Consider the following 4,403-nt stretch of genomic DNA (forward strand, 5'->3'; position numbering starts at 1 on the left):
GGATAGCGCACCGAGAAACGGTCAGCGAGATACCCGGACATGAATGTCCCAATAGACGCCATTACCGAAAGAACCATGGCGACTTTCACCGCTGCATCAAAGATCGACATCTCGTGCGTACGAATGAGGAAAGACACAAAGAATTGGGCAACCCCATAGTTCACGAAGGATGCAATGGTGACACCCAAGGTGATGTGCCAGTAAGACGGTTTCTTGGCGAGTATTCTCAGGACCTCGCCAAAACTGACCTGCTCTTTCCCCTGCATCGCCGCCGGATCCGTATATCCCCGGGGCGGCTCTTTTATCGTCAGTTTCACGATGAGCGCAACGAGAACGCCGGGAAGACCGACGACAACGAACGCCACCCGCCACGCTTCAATGTTTTGCCAATCCAGCGCATTCACAGCCCACTGCCAGCCCCAGCTCCCCAGCAGCTCAGCCACCGCCGCACCGTCAAGACTACCTACGATAAAGCCGCCGAAGACGTAGGCCACCATGCCGCCGAGTGGAATGCCCAGGGCATAGGTAGACACCGCAGTGGAGCGTTTTGCAGGAACAAAGTAGTCGGCAATGATGGAGTTCGCCGGAGGTGAGCAGCCGGCCTCTCCAACACTCACACCAATACGAAAAATAAACAAAGCGACAAAGCTCGTCGCAAAGCCACAGAGGACCGTCATCAGGCTCCAGAGTGCTACAGAGGCTGCAATAATCCAGACCCGGTGATTCTTCTCTGAAAAACGGGCTATGGGTATACCAATGAAGGTATAGAGCACGGCGAATGCGGGGCCACCGAGCATTCCCATCTGCCAATCCTCTAGACCAAAGGATTGTTTAATCGGTTCTGTAAGAATGTTAATGATCGTACGGTCGATAAAATTGAACACGTAAACAGTGAGCAAAGCGCCCAGTACGTATTTCCGGTAACCGCTAGTCCCGTAACCGGTGTCAGGATGACTACCCGCGAGTTCTGTACCCGCAGCACTATGGCTAGCTGGCGTCACTGTATCTTGCATAAATCCCTTAGTGCTTTGCGCACTTCTTATTTTTCGCAGACGAAGAATCTTCCTACAACAAGGAAATCAGTGCCATCGAGAGATTCGCGACGAGGGCTTAACAATACGGGTTATCACCTGTCCGGTACAGAGGATCCGTCACCCAAAATTACTAGCAGTGGCTATGCGTTACTAACACCCCAAGAGAACAGACAAAACAATCACCATCCCACTGCCTGAGCAGCTCTTCGCGGATCCGCTCCAGCGGTAACCGTGCCCAGGCTGTTTCGCAGAATGGCCTGTATGCTGCCAAGAGAAAACGATGGAGCAAGGCGTAAGTCATGCCCCAGCTCCCTGAGCTCATCGAACTGCTGCTGACTCAGCCTGTCTTCAAAGCGCAGAGTAATCTTTGACCCTTCTTTGTAAAAATTTGGTTCGGCAAACACGCTAAAACGGGGCGCTTCGATCGCAGCCTGCACTGGCATACCAAAGTCCAGCACATTTACCAGCACCTGAAACTGAGTTTGACCGATCGTCTCTCCGCCAGGAGTACCCAAAGCCATTACAAATTCGCCATCTTTCATTACGATAATCGGCGAGTTGTTCAATATGGGGACCTGTCCACCGCGCGCGTAGTTTGCGTGATCGGGGTATGGCGATGTAGAGCCGACGCGGGTGCCGTTGTTAAAGGTCAGCCCGGTGCCACCCACCACAACACCCGTACCAAAAGCCCCACCGTGGGTCGGCGTCGCGGCCATGACATTGCCATCTTTATCGCGGATCGAGAAGCTTGTAGTGCTGCCCGCAACGCTGGCTTCTTCCTGCGGCGACACGCTGGTAAAAGATGATGCCGCAGCGACCTTTGCGCCCCTATCGCCCTGCGGGATACCAGGACCCGGAAAGCCGATCGCTTGAGTCTTACTGATCAGTGCTCGACGCTCATCTAAGTAATCTGATGCCAGCATTCCTGCTACCGGCACCTCATACAGCCTAGGGTCAGCTACATACTTATAGATATCCGCTTTCGCCACTTTGACTGCTTCGATCATCAGATGCTGCGACTGAGGGTCCCCCCACCCCATAGCAGCAAGGTCGAAGTCCTCTACCAACTTCAGCTGCATGAGTACTTCCAATCCGCCCCGCGACGTCGGAGGCGAGGTATAAATGTCGTAGCCTCGATAGCGCGCGTGAATCGGAGCACTCCAGACAGGCTCGTAAGCCGCGAAATCCTCCTGACTAAAAAGCCCTCCATTCGCCGCATAAAAACCAGCCATTTCTTTGGCGATATCACCGCGATAAAACAGATCAAACGCCGCTTGGAGAGCATCTGATCTATTGGCACCACTGGCTAGCGCTTTCTGCTCCGCGTCCACCAGACGTTGAAACGTTCGAGCAAGGTCAGGATAAGTAACACGCTCACCGGTTTGCGGCAGGCGGCCTTCAGGCAGGAACATCTCGCTGCTGCTCGGAAACTCTCGAAACAGCGCCTCGGATGATTCTATGGATCGCACCACCGATGCCTCCATAGGATGTCCGTCTCGCGCGTAGGCAATAGCAGGCGCTAACACCTCGGACAGTGATAACGTCCCGAACCTCTGCAAGAGCGATATCCACCCACCAAACAAGCCTGGCACTACACCGGCATTGATGCCTTTGTTGAGTTGTTCCGACAGCAACTGGCTAGCGTCCAGCTCACGAGGCGCTGCGCCCGTGGCACTTAGGGCATAGGGCGTTTGGCTATCAGAGTCGTAATAAGTAAAAAAGCCGTTACCACCGGCGCCAGACATCTGGGGCCTGACCACGTTCAAGGTCGCCAGCACAGCCACAGAGGCATCAGCCGCATTGCCACCAGCCATGAGGATACGCAGTCCCGTTATGGAGGCCAGAGGATGGCCAGCGGTCACAAGACCGTTTGGACCCGGCACTTCAGGGCGATGACTCACCCGCGTGCTGCTCATCTGTAAAGGGTAAGCGTTCTCCTGAGCGGAGAGCTGGATGGACATAAACTGCAGGAGTAGCGCTGCAGCAACAATGCTTAAACGACAAAAGATGCTCACACACTGGACCTCGAAGTCAGACGTGCTTTGCATCATATAATGTTGAGCGTATTTTTGCGTAGAGACGCGCTGATCCGGACGGCCGCATCCGATGGCGACGCGGGCGTGGCTGCAGACGCATCGGCGAGTGCCAGTGAAAAACTGGCGATCGTCGTATCACCCAGTCGATTTGGGACGTCGGTACTTTGATGGATTGGCGATCTTACCCAGTGGGCGTGGATGAACCGGTGCCAGCAACAAAATCCGGAAGTTCGGCCAGTATGTAATCTCGTAAAGCCTCTACTGGTGGTGACACGCCTCGGCGACTCGGTTGCACAAGGCTCAGCTGTGCCACACCCGCATGCCAATCATTCAGAACACGCTCAAGCCGACCTCCATGCACCTCTCGACGGCACGTATAGGCAGGCAACGCGACGATACCCAGACCCTGGATAGCGGCCTCTTTGAGGGTCGCCATATCCTCACTTTTAAGGCGCGGCGTTATGTCTATCTCGACTCGCTCCCCTTGGAAATTCTCGAGTGACCACGTTCCCCGCGGCGCCTGCCAACCAAGGGCGAGCGAGGGTTGGTCAGCCAGATTGTCGGGCCCATCTATAGCGCCGTGTACGTCCTGATAGCCAACAGCGCAGAATAGATTCCACTCCACCGTGGCGATCTTACGCTGCACAAGAGCTGAGTCAGGTAAAGGCCCCGCGTGCCCTCGAATCGACAAATCAACACCCGAGGCCACGAGGTCAACGTTCTGATTGGTGACCTGCTGTGAGACCGTGACCAGCGGATGGTCGGAGAGAAAGCGTGCCAGAATTTCTTTGATGGCGAACTGCGCGACACCAACCGAGCAACTCAGCGTCACGTTGCCGGACAGCGTGTTTTTTTTTCGCTTTACCGCTGCTTCGGCATTTTCCATTTCATCGATCAAAGCACGAGCGTGCTGATAGAAAACTTCACCGATGTCAGTGACTTTGAACTGTCGAGTCGTCCGCTGAATCAGACGTGTATCCAGGCGCGCTTCCAGCGCCGCGATGTGTCGGCTCAGTCTCGACTTGGGCATCCCCAACGCCTGGGCAGCTGCTGAAAACCCACCTTTTTCCACCACATGGACGAAGTAAAAGTAGTCGTTTAAATCAGTGGCTGCCATGGGCGGTTGCTCTCTCGCGCAAAACTTCAATTGTTTCATAAACGGAACAGTTATTTCAAAAATTGGGTCTTCTGTCCACGATTGTTCCGTTTATATAGTTAACAGGTGTTACGACATTAACCCAGCGGAGGACGCAACCATGAACGTAGTCGCCAAAGCAATTGAACATCACTCCAATTCTGCCCGCTCTGAGGCCTTCCGGGTGAGTTCGCCCGT

General features: G+C 54.5%; 4 protein-coding genes. 1 reads left to right on the forward strand and 3 read right to left on the reverse strand.

Annotated features, from left to right (window positions below):
• Positions 1 to 1,013, reverse strand: a 1,013-nt coding sequence (locus AB8B76_RS05715) for a spinster family MFS transporter (RefSeq protein WP_405271052.1), incomplete at its 3' end; no start/stop codon positions are given.
• A gap of 200 nt (positions 1,014 to 1,213) precedes the next feature.
• On the reverse strand, positions 1,214 to 3,049 hold the full coding sequence (locus AB8B76_RS05720; protein WP_405271053.1) for a gamma-glutamyltransferase family protein: 1,836 nt from the start codon (positions 3,047 to 3,049) through the stop codon (positions 1,214 to 1,216).
• Positions 3,050 to 3,088: 39 nt separating this feature from the next.
• On the opposite strand from AB8B76_RS05720, the gene AB8B76_RS05725 reads away from it, so the two are divergent.
• Positions 3,089 to 3,238, forward strand: a complete 150-nt coding sequence (locus AB8B76_RS05725; protein ID WP_405271054.1) for a hypothetical protein — start codon at positions 3,089 to 3,091, stop codon at positions 3,236 to 3,238.
• Positions 3,239 to 3,251: 13 nt separating this feature from the next.
• Here the strand turns inward: AB8B76_RS05725 and AB8B76_RS05730 are convergent, their stop codons facing one another.
• Positions 3,252 to 4,187 (reverse strand): LysR substrate-binding domain-containing protein, encoded by a 936-nt coding sequence (locus tag AB8B76_RS05730; protein WP_405271055.1) that lies wholly within the window; start codon positions 4,185 to 4,187, stop codon positions 3,252 to 3,254.
• Positions 4,188 to 4,403 lie beyond the last annotated feature (216 nt).

This window comes from Congregibacter sp. (genome assembly GCF_045107095.1).
GTDB lineage: Bacteria > Pseudomonadota > Gammaproteobacteria > Pseudomonadales > Halieaceae > Congregibacter.